This is a genomic window from Chromohalobacter sp. HP20-39 (assembly GCF_033052815.1).
Classification (GTDB): Bacteria; Pseudomonadota; Gammaproteobacteria; order Pseudomonadales; family Halomonadaceae; genus Chromohalobacter.
This window is the reverse complement of sequence record NZ_JAWHTP010000011.1, coordinates 14699-33037: the sequence shown is the minus strand read 5'-3', so window position 1 is coordinate 33037 and position 18339 is coordinate 14699. Positions and strand designations below refer to the sequence as shown.

General features: G+C 57.9%; 32 protein-coding genes. All 32 read right to left on the bottom strand.

The features are described 5' to 3' along the window. Nucleotides 1–31: 31 nt before the first annotated feature. A complete protein-coding gene (gene rplQ / locus RVY79_RS15745; RefSeq protein ID WP_317465379.1) occupies nt 32–415 on the bottom strand; it encodes a 50S ribosomal protein L17 in 384 nt (127 codons plus the stop codon). Nucleotides 416–454: 39 nt separating this feature from the next. Beyond that, nucleotides 455–1453, bottom strand: coding sequence for a DNA-directed RNA polymerase subunit alpha (locus RVY79_RS15740; protein WP_317465378.1), 999 nt, complete (start codon nt 1451–1453; stop codon nt 455–457). Between the two features lie 91 nt (nt 1454–1544). After that, the gene (gene rpsD, locus RVY79_RS15735) at nt 1545–2165 is read right to left on the bottom strand and encodes a 30S ribosomal protein S4 (RefSeq protein WP_133698335.1); all 621 of its coding nucleotides are present in this window, start codon (nt 2163–2165) and stop codon (nt 1545–1547) included. Between the two features lie 12 nt (nt 2166–2177). Next, the gene (gene rpsK, locus RVY79_RS15730) at nt 2178–2564 is read right to left on the bottom strand and encodes a 30S ribosomal protein S11 (protein WP_011505752.1); all 387 of its coding nucleotides are present in this window, start codon (nt 2562–2564) and stop codon (nt 2178–2180) included. Nucleotides 2565–2603: 39 nt separating this feature from the next. Next, a complete protein-coding gene (gene rpsM / locus RVY79_RS15725; protein WP_317465376.1) occupies nt 2604–2960 on the bottom strand; it encodes a 30S ribosomal protein S13 in 357 nt (118 codons plus the stop codon). Between the two features lie 122 nt (nt 2961–3082). Continuing rightward, nucleotides 3083–3196: a 50S ribosomal protein L36 gene (rpmJ, locus tag RVY79_RS15720; protein WP_008959154.1), complete on the bottom strand. Its 114-nt coding sequence runs from the start codon at nt 3194–3196 to the stop codon at nt 3083–3085. A gap of 31 nt (nt 3197–3227) precedes the next feature. Then, nucleotides 3228–4559 (bottom strand): preprotein translocase subunit SecY, encoded by a 1332-nt coding sequence (secY, locus tag RVY79_RS15715; RefSeq protein ID WP_317465370.1) that lies wholly within the window; start codon nt 4557–4559, stop codon nt 3228–3230. Further along, nucleotides 4559–4993, bottom strand: coding sequence for a 50S ribosomal protein L15 (gene rplO, locus RVY79_RS15710; RefSeq protein ID WP_317465368.1), 435 nt, complete (start codon nt 4991–4993; stop codon nt 4559–4561). The genes secY and rplO overlap by 1 nt, the downstream gene beginning before the upstream one ends. Nucleotides 4994–4996: 3 nt before the next feature. After that, the gene (rpmD, locus tag RVY79_RS15705) at nt 4997–5182 is read right to left on the bottom strand and encodes a 50S ribosomal protein L30 (protein WP_133698331.1); all 186 of its coding nucleotides are present in this window, start codon (nt 5180–5182) and stop codon (nt 4997–4999) included. A gap of 6 nt (nt 5183–5188) precedes the next feature. Beyond that, entirely contained in the window at nt 5189–5689 is a 501-nt protein-coding gene (gene rpsE, locus RVY79_RS15700) for a 30S ribosomal protein S5 (RefSeq protein WP_317465366.1), read from the bottom strand. A gap of 11 nt (nt 5690–5700) precedes the next feature. Further along, complete coding sequence (gene rplR, locus RVY79_RS15695) at nt 5701–6051, bottom strand: 50S ribosomal protein L18 (RefSeq protein ID WP_133698329.1); 351 nt, start codon at nt 6049–6051, stop codon at nt 5701–5703. 9 nt (nt 6052–6060) lie between these two features. Further along, nucleotides 6061–6591, bottom strand: a complete 531-nt coding sequence (gene rplF, locus RVY79_RS15690; RefSeq protein ID WP_317465364.1) for a 50S ribosomal protein L6 — start codon at nt 6589–6591, stop codon at nt 6061–6063. 9 nt (nt 6592–6600) lie between these two features. Then, nucleotides 6601–6993, bottom strand: a complete 393-nt coding sequence (gene rpsH / locus RVY79_RS15685; RefSeq protein ID WP_317465362.1) for a 30S ribosomal protein S8 — start codon at nt 6991–6993, stop codon at nt 6601–6603. Nucleotides 6994–7021: 28 nt separating this feature from the next. Further along, nucleotides 7022–7327 carry a 30S ribosomal protein S14 gene (gene rpsN / locus RVY79_RS15680; protein WP_317465361.1) on the bottom strand — a complete coding sequence of 102 codons (306 nt, stop codon included), beginning with the start codon at nt 7325–7327 and terminating at the stop codon, nt 7022–7024. A 10-nt stretch (nt 7328–7337) separates the two neighbouring features. Beyond that, nucleotides 7338–7877 carry a 50S ribosomal protein L5 gene (gene rplE, locus RVY79_RS15675; protein WP_133698325.1) on the bottom strand — a complete coding sequence of 180 codons (540 nt, stop codon included), beginning with the start codon at nt 7875–7877 and terminating at the stop codon, nt 7338–7340. Nucleotides 7878–7895: 18 nt separating this feature from the next. After that, a complete protein-coding gene (gene rplX, locus RVY79_RS15670; protein WP_097024029.1) occupies nt 7896–8210 on the bottom strand; it encodes a 50S ribosomal protein L24 in 315 nt (104 codons plus the stop codon). Nucleotides 8211–8224: 14 nt separating this feature from the next. After that, complete coding sequence (gene rplN / locus RVY79_RS15665) at nt 8225–8596, bottom strand: 50S ribosomal protein L14 (protein WP_040239405.1); 372 nt, start codon at nt 8594–8596, stop codon at nt 8225–8227. Between the two features lie 51 nt (nt 8597–8647). After that, nucleotides 8648–8908, bottom strand: coding sequence for a 30S ribosomal protein S17 (gene rpsQ, locus RVY79_RS15660; RefSeq protein ID WP_317465358.1), 261 nt, complete (start codon nt 8906–8908; stop codon nt 8648–8650). A gap of 1 nt (nt 8909) precedes the next feature. Next, the gene (rpmC, locus tag RVY79_RS15655; protein ID WP_011505737.1) at nt 8910–9101 is read right to left on the bottom strand and encodes a 50S ribosomal protein L29; all 192 of its coding nucleotides are present in this window, start codon (nt 9099–9101) and stop codon (nt 8910–8912) included. Continuing rightward, nucleotides 9101–9514, bottom strand: a complete 414-nt coding sequence (gene rplP / locus RVY79_RS15650; protein WP_133698322.1) for a 50S ribosomal protein L16 — start codon at nt 9512–9514, stop codon at nt 9101–9103. Before rplP ends, rpmC begins: the two co-directional genes overlap by 1 nt. Before the next feature lie 14 nt (nt 9515–9528). Continuing rightward, nucleotides 9529–10227, bottom strand: coding sequence for a 30S ribosomal protein S3 (rpsC, locus tag RVY79_RS15645; RefSeq protein WP_317465357.1), 699 nt, complete (start codon nt 10225–10227; stop codon nt 9529–9531). Nucleotides 10228–10238: 11 nt separating this feature from the next. Next, a complete protein-coding gene (gene rplV / locus RVY79_RS15640) occupies nt 10239–10571 on the bottom strand; it encodes a 50S ribosomal protein L22 (RefSeq protein WP_040239413.1) in 333 nt (110 codons plus the stop codon). 18 nt (nt 10572–10589) lie between these two features. Next, nucleotides 10590–10865 carry a 30S ribosomal protein S19 gene (gene rpsS, locus RVY79_RS15635; protein WP_011505733.1) on the bottom strand — a complete coding sequence of 92 codons (276 nt, stop codon included), beginning with the start codon at nt 10863–10865 and terminating at the stop codon, nt 10590–10592. A 33-nt stretch (nt 10866–10898) separates the two neighbouring features. Continuing rightward, nucleotides 10899–11729 (bottom strand): 50S ribosomal protein L2, encoded by an 831-nt coding sequence (rplB, locus tag RVY79_RS15630; RefSeq protein WP_317465356.1) that lies wholly within the window; start codon nt 11727–11729, stop codon nt 10899–10901. Nucleotides 11730–11745: 16 nt separating this feature from the next. Next, on the bottom strand, nt 11746–12042 hold the full coding sequence (gene rplW, locus RVY79_RS15625; protein WP_040239417.1) for a 50S ribosomal protein L23: 297 nt from the start codon (nt 12040–12042) through the stop codon (nt 11746–11748). Further along, nucleotides 12039–12647 carry a 50S ribosomal protein L4 gene (gene rplD, locus RVY79_RS15620; RefSeq protein ID WP_317465355.1) on the bottom strand — a complete coding sequence of 203 codons (609 nt, stop codon included), beginning with the start codon at nt 12645–12647 and terminating at the stop codon, nt 12039–12041. The genes rplW and rplD overlap by 4 nt, the downstream gene beginning before the upstream one ends. Nucleotides 12648–12661: 14 nt before the next feature. After that, nucleotides 12662–13300, bottom strand: coding sequence for a 50S ribosomal protein L3 (gene rplC, locus RVY79_RS15615; RefSeq protein WP_317465353.1), 639 nt, complete (start codon nt 13298–13300; stop codon nt 12662–12664). A 129-nt stretch (nt 13301–13429) separates the two neighbouring features. After that, nucleotides 13430–13741 carry a 30S ribosomal protein S10 gene (gene rpsJ, locus RVY79_RS15610; RefSeq protein ID WP_011505728.1) on the bottom strand — a complete coding sequence of 104 codons (312 nt, stop codon included), beginning with the start codon at nt 13739–13741 and terminating at the stop codon, nt 13430–13432. A 164-nt stretch (nt 13742–13905) separates the two neighbouring features. Then, nucleotides 13906–15099: an elongation factor Tu gene (gene tuf / locus RVY79_RS15605; RefSeq protein ID WP_317465350.1), complete on the bottom strand. Its 1194-nt coding sequence runs from the start codon at nt 15097–15099 to the stop codon at nt 13906–13908. Nucleotides 15100–15128: 29 nt separating this feature from the next. Beyond that, the gene (gene fusA / locus RVY79_RS15600; RefSeq protein ID WP_317465349.1) at nt 15129–17249 is read right to left on the bottom strand and encodes an elongation factor G; all 2121 of its coding nucleotides are present in this window, start codon (nt 17247–17249) and stop codon (nt 15129–15131) included. 18 nt (nt 17250–17267) lie between these two features. Then, nucleotides 17268–17738 carry a 30S ribosomal protein S7 gene (gene rpsG, locus RVY79_RS15595; RefSeq protein WP_317465348.1) on the bottom strand — a complete coding sequence of 157 codons (471 nt, stop codon included), beginning with the start codon at nt 17736–17738 and terminating at the stop codon, nt 17268–17270. 110 nt (nt 17739–17848) lie between these two features. Next, nucleotides 17849–18223 carry a 30S ribosomal protein S12 gene (rpsL, locus tag RVY79_RS15590; RefSeq protein WP_011505724.1) on the bottom strand — a complete coding sequence of 125 codons (375 nt, stop codon included), beginning with the start codon at nt 18221–18223 and terminating at the stop codon, nt 17849–17851. Nucleotides 18224–18339 lie beyond the last annotated feature (116 nt).

The window sequence follows — 18339 nt, the reverse complement described above, 5'->3', positions numbered from 1 at the left end:
ATTGTGCCGAGATGGCGAAGCCTCGCGAAGATCACTCTTCGGCGGCTTCCTCCACGACCGGACGGTCGACCAACTCGACATAAGCCATCGGCGCATTATCTCCGGCGCGGAAACCGCACTTGAGAATACGCACATAGCCGCCCGGACGCTCGACATAACGTGGGCCCAGCTCATTGAAGAGCTTACCGACCGTTTCTTTGGAACGGGTACGGTTGAAGGCCAGACGGCGGTTGGCGACGCTATCCTGCTTGGCCAGGGTGATCAGCGGCTCGACGTGACGACGCAACTCCTTGGCCTTGGGCAGGGTAGTCTTGATGACTTCGTGCTCGACTAGCGACACGCACATGTTCTTGAACATGGCCTGGCGATGCGAGCTCGTACGATTGAGGTGACGACCACTCTTACGATGACGCATGGTTGAAATTCCTTACCAAACTGGGACTCGAGTCGGCGCTCACGCAGAGGCCTTATCGTCCTTCAGGCTCGCCGGCGGCCAGTTTTCCAGCCGCATGCCGAGGGAAAGACCGCGCGCTGCCAGAACGTCCTTTATCTCGTTCAAGGATTTCTTGCCGAGGTTCGGGGTCTTCAACAGCTCCACTTCGGTACGCTGAATCAGATCACCGATATAATAGATATTCTCGGCTTTCAAGCAGTTGGCGCTGCGGACGGTCAACTCGAGATCGTCTACGGGGCGCAGTAGAATCGGATCGATCTGATCCTCTTCTTCTTCGACTTCCTGTTCCTTGTCGGCTTCGAGATCGACGAACGCGCCCAGCTGCTCTTGCAGGATGGTCGCGCTGCGGCGAATCGCCTCTTCCGGATCCAGGGTGCCGTCGGTTTCCAAGTCGATAATCAGCTTATCGAGATCGGTTCGCTGTTCGACACGCGCGGCTTCCACGGAGTAAGACACACGACGCACCGGGCTGAAGGTCGCATCCAACTGGAGACGACCAATCGCACGCGATTCGTCTTCCTCGGAAGCACGGGTATCCGCCGGCTCGTAGCCACGACCACGAACCACCTTGAGCTGCATTTTCAGCTCGCCGCTGTCGTTGAGGTGCGCGATAACGTGATCCGGGTTGATGACGTCGACATCGTGGTCGACGGCGATATCGCCCGCAGTCACCACACTCGGCCCCTGCTTGCTCAGCGTCAGAACCACTTCGTCACGGCCATGCATCTTGACGGCGACGTCCTTGAGGTTCAGGAGAATCTCGATGACGTCCTCTTGGACGCCTTCGATGGCGCTATACTCATGTAAAACGCCTTCAATCTCCGCTTCCACAATAGCGCAACCGGGCATGGAAGACAGCAGGATGCGACGCAGAGCATTCCCCAGGGTATGGCCGAAACCACGCTCGAACGGCTCGAGCACGATCTTCGCATGATTCGCGTTGATCTCTTCGACCTTGATGTCGCGAGGACGGAGAAACTCTGTCACTGAACGCTGCATAAGAACACCTTTCAGGCTGCCAAACGGATACTCGGTACTCGAAACCAGGCCCTGGCATGGGGCCTGGCGGCATCACGCAATGGCTGCATGATTACTTCGAGTACAGCTCGACGATCAGGTTTTCGTTGATGTCGGCAGACAGGTCGCCGCGTTCCGGGACAGCCTTGAAAGTGCCTTCCATCTTTTTGGAGTCGATATCGATCCAAGCCACATCGCCACGATTGGCGGCGATGCCCAGGGCGTTCTGAATACGCGCCTGGTTCTTGGCCTTTTCACGAACGGACACCACGTCACCCGGCTTGACCTGATAGGAAGCCACGTTGACGCTACGGCCATTCACGGCAATTGCCTTGTGGCTGACCAGCTGACGCGCCTCTGCGCGCGTAGAGCCGAAGCCCATGCGGTAGACGACATTGTCCAGTCGGGATTCGAGAAGCTGCAACAACAACTCACCGGTCGCGCCCTTGAGGCGGGCCGCTTCCTTGTAGTAGTTACGGAACTGCTTCTCAAGTACGCCATACATGCGGCGCACTTTCTGCTTCTCACGAAGCTGCAAGCCGTAGTCGGAAAGACGCTGACGGCGCTGGCCGTGGACACCCGGGATCTGCTCGGATTTGCACTTTTTCTCGAAGGGAGTGACACCGCTCTTCAAGAAGAGGTCGGTGCCTTCACGACGAGACAGTTTGCACTTCGGTCCAATATAACGTGCCATGAATCTGTCTCCTTAAACGCGGCGTTTCTTCGGCGGACGGCAGCCGTTGTGGGGAACGGGCGTCGCGTCGGTAATGCTCTGCACGCGGAAACCCGCAGCATTGAGCGCACGCACGGCGGATTCACGGCCGGGACCGGGGCCCTTGACCAGCACGTCGACGTTTTTCACACCATACTCGGCTGCAGCGGTCGCTGCACGTTCGCTTGCCACTTGAGCAGCGAACGGGGTGCTCTTGCGAGAACCACGAAAACCCGAACCACCGGCAGTTGCCCAAGAAAGGGCGTTGCCCTGGCGGTCTGTGATCGTCACGATCGTGTTGTTAAAAGAGGCATGGATGTGGGCAACCGCATCCACTACCTGCTTTTTCACCTTTTTACGGTTACTACGCGGGTTAGCCATGTTGATGTCTATTCCTGTCTTAACGCCAGAACGTGCGTATTATTTGCGAATCGGCTTACGCGGTCCCTTACGGGTACGCGCGTTGGTCTTGGTACGCTGACCACGCAGCGGAAGACCACGACGATGGCGCAGACCACGATAGCAACCCAAGTCCATGAGACGCTTGATGTTAAGCGTCGTATCACGGCGAAGGTCGCCTTCAACGGTATACTTGCCGACTTCGTTGCGCAGAGTATCCACCTCGTCGGCGGACAGTTCCTGCACTTTCGCGGTCGGTGCGATGCCGGTAGCGGCGCAGATTTCCTGCGCACGTGTACGGCCAATCCCGAAGATGTAGGTCAGCGAGATCGCCGCATGCTTGTTGTCCGGGATATTGACGCCTGCAATACGGGCCATCAGCTTACTCCGAATGTTGAGCGGCTTGCTCGTTTAGTCGTCTATAAGGGCGCAATAGCATACCCCTTTGCCTCTGAGGAGACAAGGGGTATGACTGCACCCGCTTTTACGTCAGCGCAGGATCAACCCTGGCGCTGCTTATGCCGCGGCTCGCTACAGATAACGCGGACCGCGCCATTGCGCCGAATGATCTTGCAGTTACGGCACATTTTCTTGACGGAAGCTCGAACTTTCATCGTTCTCTCCAAAAAACCTAGCGGGGCTCGTTTAACGCAGGATACCGCCGCTGCCATAGCCTTTCAGGTTGGACTTTTTCATCACCGATTCATACTGATTCGACATCAGATGAGACTGCACCTGGGCCATGAAGTCCATGACCACCACCACCACGATGAGCAAGGAAGTGCCGCCAAAGTAGAATGGCACCTGCCAAGCCACCACGAGGAACTGTGGCATCAGAGAGACTGCGGTGATATATAAAGCGCCGAAAAGGGTCAGACGCGTCATGACCTTATCGACATAGCGGGCTGTTTGCTCACCCGGGCGAATACCCGGCAGGAACGCACCTGACTTCTTCAGGTTGTCGGCCACATCCTTGGGATTGAAGACCAACGCCGTATAAAAGAAGCAGAAGAATAGCACCGCCGCCGCGAAAAGCAAGATGTAAAGCGGCTGTCCTGGCCCGAGAGCCTGTGACACCGCCTGCAGCCAAGCCATGTTCTGCCCTTGACCGATCCACTGACCGATCGAGGCCGGGAACAGCAGGATACTGGAGGCAAAGATCGGCGGAATGACGCCGGCCATATTGACCTTCAGCGGCAGATAACTGCTCTGTCCGGCATACATCTTGTTGCCTACCTGACGACGCGGGTAATTCACCTTGATGCGGCGCTGACCGCGCTCAATGAAGACCACGAATGCAACAGTCGCGACCCCCAGGACCGTCAACGCCAGTAACGGCAGAATATTCCAGGCACCATCATTACGCGCCAGTGTAAACGACTGACCGATGGCATTAGGAAGACCTGCAACGATACCCGCGAAGATGATAAGGGAAATGCCGTTACCGATACCTTTTTCGGTGATCTGCTCACCCAGCCACATCAGGAACACAGCCCCCGCGACAAACGTCATGATCGCCGTGAAGTAGAAGCTGAGATCGCCGCTATAGGCGACGCCCTGTCCGACCAGACCGACTGCCATGCCGGTCGCCTGGATCAATGCCAGCAGCACCGTACCGTAGCGCGTGTACTGGTTGATCTTGCGCCGGCCAGCCTCACCTTCTTTCTTCAGCTGTTCCAGCTGAGGCGAGACCGCCGTCAGGAGCTGCATGATGATCGACGCGGAGATATACGGCATGATCCCCAGCGCAAAGATACTCATGCGCGACAGTGCACCACCCGAAAACATGTTGAACATGCCCAGAATGGTGCCCTGATTTTCCCTGAACAAGGCAGCGAGCTGGTCAGGATTGATGCCAGGCACCGGGATATGGGCACCGATACGGTACACCACGATGGCGATGAACACGAAACGCAGACGCGCCCAAAGTTCACTCAGACCACTTCCACTGGCCGGCATGTTTCCTGACTTAGCCATTAGTCCTCTACCTTGCCACCGGCAGCTTCGATCGCGCCACGGGCACCTTTGGTGACCTTGAGACCGCGAACCGTCACTGCTTTGTTCAGTTCACCGGAGAGAATCACCTTCGCGTACTGGGTGTTATCCTTGAGTACGTTGGCTTTCTTCAGGCTATCCAAATCGACGATATCAGCGTCGACCTTGGCCAACTCCGCAACGCGCACCTCTTCAGAGGCCAGCGCCTTGATGGAGGTGAAACCATATTTCGGCAGACGACGCTGCAACGGCATCTGACCGCCTTCAAAACCGGGCTTCACCGTACCACCGGAGCGTGACTTCTGGCCTTTATGGCCGCGGCCACCAGTCTTACCCAGACCGGAGCCGATGCCACGGCCGACGCGCTTCTCGGCGTGCTTTGAGCCCGGTGCCGGGCTCAGGCTATTGAGTTTCATGGATTACTCTCCCTCAACACGCACAAGGTAATTAACCTTGTTGACCATACCGCGTACGGCGGGGGTGTCTTCCAGCTCAACCGTGTGACCGATTCGACGTAAGCCCAAGCCACGCATGGTGGCCTTGTGCTTTTCCAGAATGCCGATGGTACTACGGGTCTGGGTAACCTTGATCGTTGCTGTTGCCATGATGCCTTACCCCGCGAGCTCTTCGACGGACATACCACGCTTGGCGGCAATATCCTCCGGAGACTGCATGGCGGCGAGACCGTTAATGGTCGCGCGCACCACGTTCACCGGGTTGGTGGAACCGTAGCACTTGGCGAGAACGTCGTGGACGCCTGCCAGTTCGAGTACGGAGCGCATGGCACCGCCAGCAATGATACCGGTACCCTCGGACGCCGGCTGCATGAACACCTTGGAGGCGCCATGACGGGCCTTCGTCGGGTACTGCAGCGTCGAGCCACTGAGGCTTACCTTCACCATGTTGCGGCGAGCCTGATCCATCGCCTTCTGGATCGCGACCGGCACTTCGCGTGCCTTGCCACGTCCAAAGCCGACACGACCATTGCCATCGCCAACGACGGTCAGTGCGGTGAAGCCGAAGATACGACCACCTTTCACTACCTTGGCGACGCGGTTTACCTGCACGAGTTTCTCTTGCAGATCGCCGCCCTTCTGTTCGTTATTCGCCATCGTAAAACCCTTTAGAATTCCAGGCCGCCTTCACGAGCGGCATCTGCCAGGGCCTTGATACGACCGTGGTATTTAAACCCGGCACGATCAAAGGCCACTTCGGTGATGCCCGCTTCCTTCGCGCGTTCGGCAATCAGGGCGCCCACCTTGGCGGCAGCGTCCGCATTACCCGTGGATCCTTCGCGCAGGCTCTTGTCGAGCGTGGATGCGCTGGCCAAAACTTGACCACCATCCGGCGAAATGATCTGCGCGTAGATGTGGCGCGGCGTGCGGTTGACGCTCAAGCGAGACACGCCAAGCTCGCGGATCTTGGCGCGAGCACGGCGGGCACGACGGAGACGAGATTCTTTCTTCGCGTTCATAACCCTGCCTTACTTCTTCTTGGCTTCTTTGCGGCGGACAACTTCGTCGCCATACCGAATTCCCTTACCCTTGTAGGGTTCGGGCGGACGGAAGGCACGAATTTCCGCTGCGACCTGGCCGAGCTTCTGCTTGTCCGCGCTTTTCAGCACGATCGTGGTGTTCTTCGGCGTTTCAGCCGTCACACCTTCAGGCAGCGTATACTCGACGGGGTGCGAGAAGCCTAGTGTCAGGTTAAGCGTGTTGCCGCTTGCTTGCGCGCGGTAACCGACACCGTTGATCTCGAGAGACTTGCTAAAGCCTTCCGAGACGCCGGTGACAATGTTCTGCACCAGCGCACGGGTGGTTCCGACCATCGCCCAGCTTTTGGCGGACTCGCTCGGATTAAATGTCAGTTGGCCCTCTTCCTGACCAATGGTGACATCGGAATGCACGGTCATGGAGAGCGTGCCCTGACCGCCCTTGACGGTCAGCTTGTTGGCATCGAGTTTGACCTCGACACCACTCGGCAGTTTCACCGGATATTTGGCTACGCGGGACATTCCAAACTCCTAGAATACGGTGCAGATGACTTCACCACCGACACCGGCCTGACGCGCCGCACGATCGGTCATCACGCCCTGGGAGGTGGTCACGATCGCAATACCCAGACCATCCGCGACTTTCGGTAGCGCGTCCTTGCCCTTGTAAGAGCGCAGGGACGGCTTGGAAAAGCGCTGGATGTGCTCAATGACCGGCTTACCCTCGAAGTACTTGAGAGTCACGGCCAACTGGGGCTTGGCGCCTTCAGTAACGGTGAAGTCGTTGATATAGCCCTCTTGCTTCAATACGCCGGCCACCTCGACCTTGAGGTTGGAAGACGGCATGGAAACCGTCTCCTTGGTGGCCATCTGCGCATTGCGGATACGGGTAAACATATCCGCTAGAGTATCTTGCATGCTCATTACGTTGCGCTCCTGATTCTCACGTGGCTTACCAGCTGGACTTCTTCAGTCCAGGGACATCGCCACGCATGGCGGCTTCACGCAGCTTGTTGCGGCCCAAGCCGAACTTGTTATAGAAGCCGTGCGGACGACCGGTCACGCGGCAGCGATTACGCTTGCGTACCGGACTGGAATCGCGCGGCAATTCCTGAAGTTTCAACTGGGCGTCGAAGCGTTCTTCATCAGAAGCGTTGACGTCATAGATGATGGCCTTGAGCTCTGCACGCTTGGCAGCGTACTTGTCTACCAGCTTTGCGCGCTTGAGCTCACGCTGCACCATGCTTTTCTTTGCCATGATCCAACCCTTATTTCTTGAACGGGAAGTTCAGCGCGCTCAGCAGCGCACGGCCTTCTTCATCGGTGTTGGCAGTAGTGGTGATTGTGACATCCAACCCGCGAATACGATCAATCTTATCATATTCGAGCTCGGGGAAGATGATTTGCTCACGCACTCCCATGGAGTAGTTGCCACGGCCATCGAAGGACTTGGGGTTCAGACCACGAAAGTCTCGAACGCGCGGTATCGCGACGTTCACGAGACGGTCGAGGAAATCCCACATCCGTTCGCGACGCAAGGTCACCTTGATGCCGATAGGCCAGCCTTCGCGGACTTTGAAGCCTGCGATGGACTTGCGTGCCTTGGTAATCACCGGGCGTTGACCGGAAAGCTTCTCCAGGTCGCCCACGGCGTTATCGATCAGCTTCTTGTCGCTGGTCGCATCGCCGATGCCCATATTAAGGGTCACTTTGGTGATCCGCGGTATCTGCATCACGTTGGCGTAGCTGAACTGCTCTTGGAGCTGAGCTGCCACCTCGTTCTGATAACGTTCTTTCAAGTTCGCCATTTTGCTACCCGACTCGCGTTAGGCGTCGATCTGCTTTTGCGTCGACTTGTAGATACGTACCTTGGTACCGTCTTCCTGAATCTGGAAGCCGACGCGATCCGCCTTGCCGGTCTCCTGATTGAAGATGGCCACGTTGGATGCGTGAATCGGGGCCTCACGCTCGACGATACCCCCCTGCTTGCCTTGCATGGGGTTAGGCTTGGTGTGACGTTTGATCATGTTCACACCGGACACGACATAAGACCCATCCAGGACCCGTTTAATCGTGCCGCGCTTGCCCTTGTCCTTGCCGGCAATGACGATCACTTCGTCGTCACGTTTAATCTTTCGCATATCCGCCTCGCTCCTCACAGCACTTCAGGCGCCAGGGAAATGATCTTCATGAACTTCTCGTTGCGAAGCTCACGCGTAACCGGCCCGAAGATACGGGTACCGATCGGCTGCTCGTTGGCGTTTTGCAACAGAACGGCCGCATTTCCATCGAAGCGGATCAGTGAACCGTCTGTGCGACGGACACCACTCTTGGTACGTACAACGACGGCCTTGAGGACCTGGCCTTTTTTGACCTTGCCTCGCGGAATCGCTTCCTTGACCGTCACTTTGATGACGTCACCAACTCGGGCGTAACGGCGGTGCGACCCGCCCAGCACCTTGATGCATTGCACCCGGCGCGCGCCGCTGTTGTCGGCGACATCCAGCATTGTCTGCGTCTGAATCATCGGTTTTCTCCAAACCTAAACTGACTGCACTGGTGAAAGGCGCTGGCCTGCTCAGCCCTTGGCCTGCTCGACCACCTCGACCAGCGTCCAGGCCTTCAACTTGGAGATCGGACGGCACTCTTCGATAGAGACCGTGTCCCCGAACTTCGCCTGGTTCGCCTCGTCATGGGCGTGCAGTTTGGTGGAGCGCTTCACGTACTTGTCGTAAATCGGATGCCGGACACGGCGCTCGATCTGAACGACGACGGACTTGTCCATCTTGTCGCTCACGACCTTGCCAGTCAGTGTGCGGGCATTATTTTCTTCAGCCATCTCAGTCACCTGCCTTCTCATTGAGCACAGTCTTAACGCGAGCGATATCGCGACGCACCTGCTTGAGCAGATGGGTCTGGCTCAGCTGACCGGTGGCCTTCTGCATACGCAGGTTGAACTGCTCCCGGAGGAGCTCGAGCAGCTGCTGCTGAAGCGCTTCGACTGATTTTTCACGAATTTCCTGGGCTTTCATCACATCACCGTCCGTTTCACAAAGGTGGTGGAGACCGGGAACTTCTGGGCGGCCAGGGCAAATGCCTCACGCGCCAGCTCCTCGGAAACGCCTTCGATCTCGTAGAGCACCTTCCCGGGCTGGATTTGGGCGACCCAATATTCGACGGAGCCCTTACCTTTACCCATACGGACTTCCAGCGGCTTCTCGGTAATCGGCTTGTCCGGGAAGACACGGATCCAGATCTTGCCGCCACGCTTGACGTGACGCGTAATGGCACGGCGGCCGGCTTCGATCTGGCGAGCGGTGATACGTCCGCGACCAGTGGCTTTCAGGCCGTACTCGCCGAAGCTCACTTGGCTTCCGCGATGCGCGAGTCCGCGGTTACGGCCCTTTTGCACCTTGCGGAATTTCGTACGCTTGGGTTGTAACATCGATCACTCTCCCCTTACTTGGAACCTTTCTTCTTGGGCCCCGGTGCCTGAGCTTGTTTCTGCTTGGCACGCACTTCCTCGATACCGCCGAGGATCTCACCCTTGAAGACCCACACTTTGACGCCGATAACGCCGTAAGTGGTGTGCGCTTCGTAAGTGGCGTAATCGATGTCGGCGCGCAGCGTATGCAGCGGCACGCGACCTTCGCGATACCATTCGGTACGGGCGATTTCAGCGCCACCAAGGCGGCCGGAAAGCTGTACCTTGATACCGCCCGCGCCCAGACGCATGGCGTTTTGCACGGCACGCTTCATGGCACGACGGAACATCACACGGCGTTCCAACTGACCGGCAATGTTCTGCGCGACGAGTTGTGCGTCGAGCTCAGGCTTACGCACCTCTTCGATGTTGACGTGCACAGGCACGCCCATCATCTCGGAGAGGTCGCGACGCAGACGATCGACATCCTCGCCCTTCTTGCCAATCACGATACCCGGACGGGCAGTGTGAATGGTGATGCGTGCGTTATTGGCTGGACGCTCGATGGTAACACCGCTCAGGGAGGCGTTCTTCAAACGCTGCTCCAGGAAACGGCGCACTTCGAGATCATTATTCAGCTTATCGGCATAAGCACCACGCTCCGCATACCAGACGGAAGTGTGGTCTTTGACGATGCCTAGCCGAATACCTGTCGGATTTACTTTCTGACCCATCTGGTCGACTCCTACTTCTCGGCTACCTTGACGGTGATGTGGCAAGTGCGCTTCAAAATGCGATCCGCACGGCCCTTGGCGCGAGGCTGGATGCGCTTGAGCGTCATGCCCTCATCGACGCAGATGGTCGAGACACGCAGCTCGTCGATGTCCATGCCATTGTTTTCTTCCGCATTCGCGATGGCGGACTGAAGCACTTTCTTGACGATCTTCGCCGCTTTTTTCGGCGAATATGTCAATGTATCCAGTGCTTCGGCGACCGGCTTACCGCGCACCAGGTCAGCCACCAAACGGGCCTTCTGGGCGGATAAACGAGCGCCACGCAGCTTTGCTGTGACTTCCATCTCTCTAACCTCTCTGGCTTACCGTTTGGCTTTCTTGTCCGCCGCATGACCACGGTAGGTGCGGGTGGCAGCGAATTCGCCCAGCTTATGGCCAACCATTTCCTCGGAGACATGCACCGGGACATGTTGACGCCCGTTATGGACTGCAATGGTGAGCCCGACCATATTCGGCAGGATCATGGAGCGACGCGACCAGGTCTTGATCGGTTTGCGATCGCTCTTTTCCACTGCAGTCTCAACCTTCTTCAACAGATGAAGGTCAATAAAAGGACCTTTCTTCAGTGAACGTGGCACAGCCGTTACCTCTTAATGTCTTGGCAATTTCGATCAGCTACGAGCCTTGCGGCGACGTACGATCAGCTTGTCGGTGCGCTTGTTCTTACGGGTCTTGTGGCCCTTGGTGGGGATACCCCACGGGCTCACCGGATGACGACCACCGCTTGTGCGGCCTTCACCGCCACCATGCGGGTGGTCCACCGGATTCATCGCGACACCGCGAACCGTCGGGCGCACGCCTCTCCAGCGCTTCGCACCGGCCTTGCCAAGTTGACGGAGGCTGTGCTCGGAATTGCCCACTTCGCCCAATGTTGCACGGCATTCCGCCAGAATCTTGCGCATCTCGCCGGAGCGCAGACGCACAGTGGCGTAGTTGCCTTCACGTGCGACCAGTTGGGCACTGGCACCGGCACTCCGCGCGATCTGAGCACCCTTTCCGGGCTTCAGCTCGATGCAGTGCACGGTAGACCCTACCGGAATGTTGCGCAGCGGCAGCGCATTACCACGCTTGATCGCTGCATTGACGCCGGACTCCAAGCGATCGCCCGCCTTCACGCCACGCGGAGCAATGATGTAGCGACGCTCACCATCCAGGTACTTGAGAAGCGCAATGTTGGCGCTACGATTGGGATCGTATTCGAGGCGCTCAACGACGGCGGCAACGCCATCCTTGGCACGTTTGAAATCGATCACACGATAGTGCTGACGGTGACCACCCCCGACGTGACGGGTAGTGATACGACCGTTATTGTTCCGACCGCCGCTCTTGGACTTCTTCTCCAACAGGCCGTCATAAGGGCGGCCCTTGTAGAGTTCGTCGTTGACGACTTTGACGACGTGACGACGACCGGCGGACGTGGGTTTGGTCTTAACAACTGCCATGATCCGTACTCCTGCCTTACTCGGCGCCAGAGAAGTCTTCGAGAGTCTCGCCGGCCGCCAGAGTGACGTATGCCTTGCGATATCCCTTGCGCAGACCAACACCGTGCTGCGTGCGCTTGGTCTTGCCCTTTACGTTCAAGACCTGCACACCGGCGACCTTCTTCTCGAAGAGCGCTTCGACGGCTTTCTTGATCTCGGGCTTGGTCGCGTCCTGGGCCACCTTGAACACGTACTGGTTGTTTTCGGCGGCAAATGCGGCCTTCTCGGTCATGTGAGGCCCGAGCAGAACCTTGAATACGCGTTCCTGGTTCATCCCAGCTTCTCCTCGAATTTACGCAGAGCGGAAACGGTGACCAGCACCTTGTCAAAGGCAACCAGGCTCGCCGGATCGGCAGCCGCGACATCCACCACATCGACGTAGGGAATGTTACGCGCGGCGAGAAACAGCTTTTCGTCGATATCTTCGGTGACGATCAGCGCTTTCTCGAGATCCAGGTCCTTCAGCTTGGCAATCAACTGCTTGGTCTTGGGGGCATCCACCGCAAAGCTGTCAACGACGACAAGACGCTCCTGACGCACCAGCTCGGAAAGAATCGAGCGCATGGCAGCGCGGTACATCTTGCGGTTGACTTTCTGGGTGTAGTCTTGCGGGCGCGCCGCAAAGGTCACGCCACCACTGCGCCACAGCGGTGAGCGGATAGTGCCGGCACGCGCGCGGCCGGTTCCTTTCTGACGCCACGGCTTCTTGCCGCCGCCACGCACTTCGGCGCGAGTCTTCTGTGCACGAGTCCCCTGGCGACCGGCTGCGAAGTACGCAGTCACGACCTGGTGAACCAGCGACTCGTTAAACTCTTTACCGAAGGTAGCGTCGGACACTTCGACAGTGCCGGCTTCGGCACCTGCGAGATTCAGATTCATCGGTCTCATACCCCTCAGCGAGCTTTAACGGCACTGCGTACGATGACTTCGCAGTCGGTCGCGCCCGGTACGGCGCCCTTGACCAACAGCAGGTTACGCTCGGCATCGACGCGCACGATTTCCAGGCTCTGGACAGTGACACGCTCATTGCCCAATTGACCGGCCATCTTCTTGCCCTTGAAGACGCGACCTGGCGTCTGGCACATACCGATGGAGCCCGGTGCACGGTGCGCAAGCGAGTTGCCGTGACCATTGTCTTGAGTGCGGAAATTCCAGCGCTTGACGGCGCCCTGGAAGCCCTTGCCTTTAGAGGTGCCAGTCACATCGACTTTCTGACCGGCTTCAAAGAGGGATACGGTGATATTGCCGCCCACTTCAGGAGCCTCTTCGCCTTCTGCCAGACGAAACTCCATCAATGCACGACCAGCCTCGACACCCGACTTGGCGTACTGCCCTGCGGCAGCTTTGGTCAGATGCTTGGCCTTGCGGGATCCCGAAGTCACCTGAATCGCACTATAGCCGTCGCTTTCGACGGTTTTAACGCGAGTCACGCGATTCGGCTCGACTTCGATAACGGTTACGGGCACGGAGGCACCATTCTCGGTGAAGATACGGGTCATGCCGCTCTTCTTACCGACCAAACCGATAGTCATGTTCAGTCTCCTTTAGTGTACGGGGCTATCACCCGCTATGGCTGCCCTTTCCAGAGCATTCCACTAGCACATTGTGTGACGCCGTCGCGGCGTGGCGACCTTATAAAAAGCCGCTAGTGACTAGTGTGATCAGTCGAGCTTGATTTGCACGTCCACGCCAGCGGCGAGGTCGAGCTTCATCAGCGCGTCTACGGTTTTTTCCGTGGGTTCGACGATGTCGAGCACACGCTTGTGAGTGCGAATCTCGTACTGATCGCGCGCGTCCTTGTTGACGTGCGGAGAGATCAATACGGTATAGCGCTCGCGGTTGGTCGGTAGCGGGATCGGACCACGGACCTGAGCACCAGTACGCTTCGCGGTATCCACGATTTCTTGCGCAGACTGATCAATCAGGCGATGGTCAAAGGCTTTCAACCGAATGCGAATCTTTTGGTTCTGCATTAGCCCTAAACTCCAATGGATGTCGACGGCGCGAGCCGTCTACCCACGCATTCAAAGGATGCGCATTATAGGCATGCAAGATCCCCGAGTCAAACAGGAAAACCAACATGCGCAGAAAAGGGGGCTCCTTGAGGAGCCCCCTTCGATCATCAGAAGTCCAAGACTTACTTAACGATCTTGGCGACGACGCCGGCGCCCACGGTACGGCCACCTTCGCGAACCGCGAAGCGCAGGCCGTCTTCCATGGCGATCGGCGCAATCAAGGTCACGGTCATCTTGACGTTGTCACCCGGCATGACCATTTCGACGCCTTCCGGCAGTTCACAAGTACCGGTCACGTCCGTGGTACGGAAGTAGAACTGCGGACGATAGCCCTTGAAGAACGGGGTGTGACGACCACCTTCTTCCTTGGACAGCACATAGACTTCAGCTTCGAAGACGGTGTGCGGCGTGATGGTGCCCGGCTTGGCCAGAACCTGGCCACGCTCGACGTCGTCACGCTTGGTGCCACGCAGGAGGGCGCCGATGTTTTCGCCAGCACGCCCTTCGTCGAGCAGCTTGCGGAACATCTCGACACCGGTAACGGTCGTCTTGGTGGTGTCCTTGAGACCCACGATCTCGACTTCCTCACCAGACTTGACGACGCCGCGCTCGACACGACCCGTCACGACGGTACCGCGACCGGAGATGGAGAACACGTCTTCGATCGGCATCAAGAACGGCTGATCGATGGCACGCTCCGGCTCCGGAATGTACGCGTCCAACGCCTTGATCAGATTGGCAACGGCGGTGGTACCCATGCCGTTGTCGTCCTTGCCTTCCAGCGCCATCAGTGCGGAACCGATGATGATCGGCGTGTCGTCGCCCGGGAAGTCATACTCGTTGAGGAGCTCACGAACTTCCATTTCGACCAGCTCGAGGAGCTCTTCGTCATCGACCATGTCGGCCTTGTTCAGGAACACGACGATGTACGGAACGCCGACCTGACGAGACAGCAGGATGTGCTCACGCGTCTGCGGCATGGGGCCGTCAGCAGCGGAGCAAACCAGGATCGCGCCATCCATCTGCGCGGCACCGGTGATCATGTTCTTGACGTAGTCAGCGTGCCCCGGGCAGTCGACGTGCGCGTAGTGGCGCTCCTCGGACTGATATTCGACGTGAGCAGTCGCGATGGTGATACCGCGCTCACGCTCTTCCGGCGCATTATCGATGGTGTCGAATTCGCGCCAGTCGCCGCCGAAGACTTCCGCGGAAACGCGAGTCAGTGCCGCAGTCAGCGTGGTCTTGCCATGGTCGACGTGACCGATGGTACCGACGTTGATATGCGATTTGTTACGTTCAAATTTTTCCTTAGCCACTGCTATAACCTCTTTACGTTAGCTAACGGTTAACCATTCTGGTTGATGACGGCTTCAACGACGCTGGAGGGCGCCTCTTCGTAATCCGCAAACTCCATAGTGTAGCTTGCGCGGCCCTGGGTCTGAGAACGCAAATCGGTCGCGTAACCGAACATCTCAGCCAGCGGCACCGTGGCGCGGATGATCTTGCCCGACGACGAGTCATCCATGCCCTGAACGAGGCCACGGCGGCGATTGAGGTCACCCATGACATCCCCCATGAACTCTTCAGGGGTCACGACCTCGACCTTCATCACCGGCTCCAGCAGCACGGCCTTGGCCTTCGGCGCACCTTCCTTGATCGCCATGGAAGAGGCAACCTTGAACGCAGTCTCGTTCGAGTCCACGTCATGATAGGAACCATCGAACAGCGTGACCTTGACGTCAATCATCGGGTAGCCCGCGATGACACCGTTCTGCAGCTGCTCATAGGCCCCTTTCTCGACGGCCGGCACGTATTCCTTGGGAACCACACCACCGACGATTTCGGAGGCGAACTTGAAGTTCATTTCTTCGTCTTCGCCTTTGTCTTCGGCCGTCAGCGGCTCAATGCGCAGCAGCACGTGACCGTACTGACCACGACCGCCCGACTGACGAACGAACTTGCCTTCCTGCTCGACACTAGCGCGAATCGTCTCGCGGTAGGCAACCTGCGGCTTACCGATGTTGGCGTCGACTTTGAATTCACGACGCAGACGATCGACGATGATGTCGAGGTGAAGCTCGCCCATGCCAGAAATGATCGTCTGACCGGTTTCCTCGTCGGTCTTGACGCGGAAAGAGGGATCTTCCTGGGCCAGCTTGCCCAGCGCGGTCCCCATTTTTTCCTGGTCGGGCTTGGATTTCGGTTCCACGGCGACCGAGATCACCGGATCCGGAAACTCCATGCGCTCAAGGATGATCTTGTCATTCAGGTCGCAGAGGGTATCACCCGTGGTGACATCCTTGAGCCCGATGCACGCGGCGATATCGCCGGCGTAGACTTCCTTGATTTCCTCGCGTGAATTGGAGTGCATCTGGACGATACGGCCCACACGCTCCTTCTTGCTCTTCACGGAATTGAAGATGCTGTCACCGGACTTGAGCACACCCGAGTAGACACGGATGAAGGTCAGGGTACCAACGAACGGGTCGGTAGCGATCTTGAAGGCCAACGCGGCGAAAGGTGCGCTATCGTCCGCTGCGCGCGTCGCAATCGTGCCGTCCTTATCGTCTAGTTCACCCTCGATGGCCTTGACTTCGGTGGGCGACGGCATGTATTCGATCACGCCATCGAGCACCGCCTGGACGCCCTTGTTCTTGAACGCACTACCGCACGTCACCAGAACGATCTCGTTATCCAGGGTACGGCGCCGCAAGCCTGCCTTGATGTCAGCCTCGGAGAGCTCACCCTCTTCAAGGTACTTGTCCATCAACTCTTCGGACGCCTCGGCGGCAGCCTCGACCATAGCCTCGCGATACTTCTCGGCAGTTTCCTTGAGCTCATCGGGAATATCGACTAGCTCATAGTTCATGCCGTGGTTGGCTTCGTCCCAGAGGATGCCTTTCATCTGGATCAGGTCGATAACCCCTTTGAAGTTATCTTCCGCGCCCCAGTTGATTTGGATCGGGACGGTGTTAGCCCCCAGCTTCTGCTTGAGCTGGTCGAGCACCATGAAGTAATCGGCCCCGGCACGGTCCATCTTGTTGACGAACACCATACGCGGAACTTCGTACTTGTTGGCCTGACGCCAGACCGTCTCGGTCTGCGGCTGAACACCGGAGGAGCCACACAGCACGACGACCGCACCATCGAGAACACGCAAGGAGCGCTCGACTTCGATCGTGAAGTCGACGTGTCCTGGCGTATCGATGATATTGATACGGTGCTCGTCGAACTGCTTGCTCATCCCCTGCCAGAAACAGGTGGTCGCAGCGGAGGTGATCGTGATACCACGCTCCTGCTCCTGCTCCATCCAGTCCATGGTGGCGGCACCATCATGGACCTCGCCAACCTTGTGCGACAGGCCGGTGTAGAACAGGACACGCTCGGTAGTGGTAGTCTTCCCGGCGTCGACGTGAGCCACGATACCGATATTGCGGTAACGCTTAAGCGGAGTCTTGCGTGCCACGATGGAATACCCCGTTGGTTAGAAGCGGTAGTGAGAGAAGGCCTTGTTGGCATCTGCCATGCGATGCACGTCTTCACGCTTCTTCACAGCAGCACCCTTGCCTTCGGCGGCATCCAGCATTTCGCCAGCGAGACGCTGCACCATGGTCTTCTCGCCACGGTTGCGCGCCGCATCCACCAGCCAACGCATGGCCAGCGCCTGACGGCGTGAGGGACGGACTTCCACGGGCACCTGATAAGTCGCACCGCCCACGCGGCGAGACTTGACCTCGACCATCGGTTGGATGGTTTCCAACGCCTTGTCGAAGATTTCCAGCGGCTCATCCTTGCTACGTTCGGCAACCCTGTCTAGCGCACCGTAGACGATGCGCTCAGCTACAGATTTCTTGCCGCTGATCATCAGGTGGTTCATGAACTTGGCCAGACGCTCACTTCCGAATTTCGGATCCGGGAGGATTTCGCGTTTGGCGACAACTCTTCTTCTAGGCATGATAAGCCCTCGATTCGAAGGGTCCTTCAGGTAAACTCGAGACGACGCATGGCGCGCTCGACCTTACTCTTATCTGACCGACAACAGTTAAATTCTCGACCGCTTGGCGATCAAGACTTGGGACGCTTGGTACCGTACTTGGAACGGCCCTGACGACGGTTCTGCACACCAGACGTGTCCAGCGCACCGCGAACGGTATGATAACGCACACCCGGCAAGTCCTTGACGCGACCGCCGCGGATCAAGACCACAGAGTGTTCCTGCAGGTTGTGACCTTCACCGCCGATATAGGAAGCGACTTCGTAGCCGTTGGTCAGGCGCACACGGCAAACCTTACGCAGCGCCGAGTTAGGCTTCTTCGGGGTGGTGGTGTAGACACGGGTGCAAACCCCGCGCTTTTGCGGGCAAGACTGCAGCGCCGGCACGTCGCTCTTGGCGACCGGGCGCTTGCGCGGCTTGCGCACGAGCTGATTGATCGTTGCCATATCTGTAGCTGACTCCAATGGTTGCCAAACCTTTCAACAATGGAGCAGGACGTACCCACCCCACTGTTAAAGGCTGCGCATTCTAATGTCTGGCGGCGAGCCACGTCAAGCCCACC

Coding starts and splice junctions, on each gene's coding strand:
- rpsD (WP_133698335.1), bottom strand. CDS start 2,165: ATGGCACGTTATATTGGACCGAAGTGCAAACTGTCTCGTCGTGAAGGC.
- rplW (WP_040239417.1), bottom strand. CDS start 12,042: ATGAACCAGGAACGCGTATTCAAGGTTCTGCTCGGGCCTCACATGACC.
- rpsC (WP_317465357.1), bottom strand. CDS start 10,227: ATGGGTCAGAAAGTAAATCCGACAGGTATTCGGCTAGGCATCGTCAAA.
- rpsG (WP_317465348.1), bottom strand. CDS start 17,738: ATGCCTAGAAGAAGAGTTGTCGCCAAACGCGAAATCCTCCCGGATCCG.
- rpmD (WP_133698331.1), bottom strand. CDS start 5,182: ATGGCAACAGCAACGATCAAGGTTACCCAGACCCGTAGTACCATCGGC.
- rplO (WP_317465368.1), bottom strand. CDS start 4,993: ATGAAACTCAATAGCCTGAGCCCGGCACCGGGCTCAAAGCACGCCGAG.
- rpsJ (WP_011505728.1), bottom strand. CDS start 13,741: ATGCAGAACCAAAAGATTCGCATTCGGTTGAAAGCCTTTGACCATCGC.
- rplQ (WP_317465379.1), bottom strand. CDS start 415: ATGCGTCATCGTAAGAGTGGTCGTCACCTCAATCGTACGAGCTCGCAT.
- rpsM (WP_317465376.1), bottom strand. CDS start 2,960: ATGGCCCGTATTGCAGGCGTCAATATCCCGGACAACAAGCATGCGGCG.
- rplN (WP_040239405.1), bottom strand. CDS start 8,596: ATGATTCAGACGCAGACAATGCTGGATGTCGCCGACAACAGCGGCGCG.
- RVY79_RS15740 (WP_317465378.1), bottom strand. CDS start 1,453: ATGCAGCGTTCAGTGACAGAGTTTCTCCGTCCTCGCGACATCAAGGTC.
- rpsE (WP_317465366.1), bottom strand. CDS start 5,689: ATGGCGAATAACGAACAGAAGGGCGGCGATCTGCAAGAGAAACTCGTG.
- secY (WP_317465370.1), bottom strand. CDS start 4,559: ATGGCTAAGTCAGGAAACATGCCGGCCAGTGGAAGTGGTCTGAGTGAA.
- rpsH (WP_317465362.1), bottom strand. CDS start 6,993: ATGAGCATGCAAGATACTCTAGCGGATATGTTTACCCGTATCCGCAAT.
- rplX (WP_097024029.1), bottom strand. CDS start 8,210: ATGCGAAAGATTAAACGTGACGACGAAGTGATCGTCATTGCCGGCAAG.
- rpmJ (WP_008959154.1), bottom strand. CDS start 3,196: ATGAAAGTTCGAGCTTCCGTCAAGAAAATGTGCCGTAACTGCAAGATC.
- rplP (WP_133698322.1), bottom strand. CDS start 9,514: ATGTTACAACCCAAGCGTACGAAATTCCGCAAGGTGCAAAAGGGCCGT.
- rplV (WP_040239413.1), bottom strand. CDS start 10,571: ATGGAAGTCACAGCAAAGCTGCGTGGCGCTCGTTTATCCGCCCAGAAG.
- rpsQ (WP_317465358.1), bottom strand. CDS start 8,908: ATGGCTGAAGAAAATAATGCCCGCACACTGACTGGCAAGGTCGTGAGC.
- rplF (WP_317465364.1), bottom strand. CDS start 6,591: ATGTCCCGCGTAGCCAAATATCCGGTGAAACTGCCGAGTGGTGTCGAG.
- rplE (WP_133698325.1), bottom strand. CDS start 7,877: ATGGCGAACTTGAAAGAACGTTATCAGAACGAGGTGGCAGCTCAGCTC.
- rpmC (WP_011505737.1), bottom strand. CDS start 9,101: ATGAAAGCCCAGGAAATTCGTGAAAAATCAGTCGAAGCGCTTCAGCAG.
- rplR (WP_133698329.1), bottom strand. CDS start 6,051: ATGAACGCGAAGAAAGAATCTCGTCTCCGTCGTGCCCGCCGTGCTCGC.
- rpsN (WP_317465361.1), bottom strand. CDS start 7,327: ATGGCAAAGAAAAGCATGGTGCAGCGTGAGCTCAAGCGCGCAAAGCTG.
- rpsK (WP_011505752.1), bottom strand. CDS start 2,564: ATGGCTAACCCGCGTAGTAACCGTAAAAAGGTGAAAAAGCAGGTAGTG.
- rplB (WP_317465356.1), bottom strand. CDS start 11,729: ATGGCAGTTGTTAAGACCAAACCCACGTCCGCCGGTCGTCGTCACGTC.
- rpsL (WP_011505724.1), bottom strand. CDS start 18,223: ATGGCAACGATCAATCAGCTCGTGCGCAAGCCGCGCAAGCGCCCGGTC.
- rplD (WP_317465355.1), bottom strand. CDS start 12,647: ATGAATCTGAATCTCGCAGGTGCCGAAGCCGGCACTGTCGAAGTGTCC.
- rplC (WP_317465353.1), bottom strand. CDS start 13,300: ATGACTATCGGTTTGGTCGGTAAGAAGAGCGGCATGACCCGTATCTTC.